Source organism: Hanstruepera flava, assembly GCF_023634025.1.
Lineage (GTDB): Bacteria > Bacteroidota > Bacteroidia > Flavobacteriales > Flavobacteriaceae > Hanstruepera > Hanstruepera flava.
Genome location: NZ_JALJCW010000022.1, coordinates 1 through 577 on the forward strand (window position 1 = coordinate 1; position 577 = coordinate 577).

Sequence of the window (577 nt, forward strand, 5' to 3'; positions counted from 1 at the left end):
ATACACTCGTAAGTGATATCAGCAGGAGCCGAAGGTGCAACAGGTGCTATGGTATCTGCAATTGTAAAAGTAGCAGTAGTAGAGCTAGAGTTACCACAACCATCAGTAGCTGTAAAGGTAACAGTAGCAGAACCAGTTTCTCCACAATCGTCAGATAATCCTGTAAAGTCATTTGACCATGCAATAGCCGAACAATCATCAGAGGCAGTAGCGCCACCGTTATTATTTAACCAATCATTTAATTCAGTAAGATTTCCAGCACCATCACATTCAACAGTTGCATCACTGGCATCTGTAATATCTGGAGCTGTTGTATCTTGAATAGCATAGCTAGCAGTGGTGGAAACAGAATTTCCACAGGCGTCAGTAGCTGTAAAGGTAACTTGGATTGGAGTGGCACAATCTGAAGCAGTACCACCATAATTATTGGTCCAAGTAACATCTGAACAATTATCGGTTGCTACTGCACCACCATTATTGTCTAGCCAATCTTGAATAGCACCATTGTTACCGGTACCGTCACATTCAATTGTGATATCAGATGCATCAGTATTAATAATTGGAGCTAAAGTATCAG

Annotated in this window: 1 pseudogene; it reads right to left on the reverse strand. The window is 41.1% G+C overall.

The annotated features are described in order from the left end of the window. A pseudogene (locus MTX13_RS14375) lies at window positions 1–577 on the reverse strand (hypothetical protein); the annotation flags it as partial.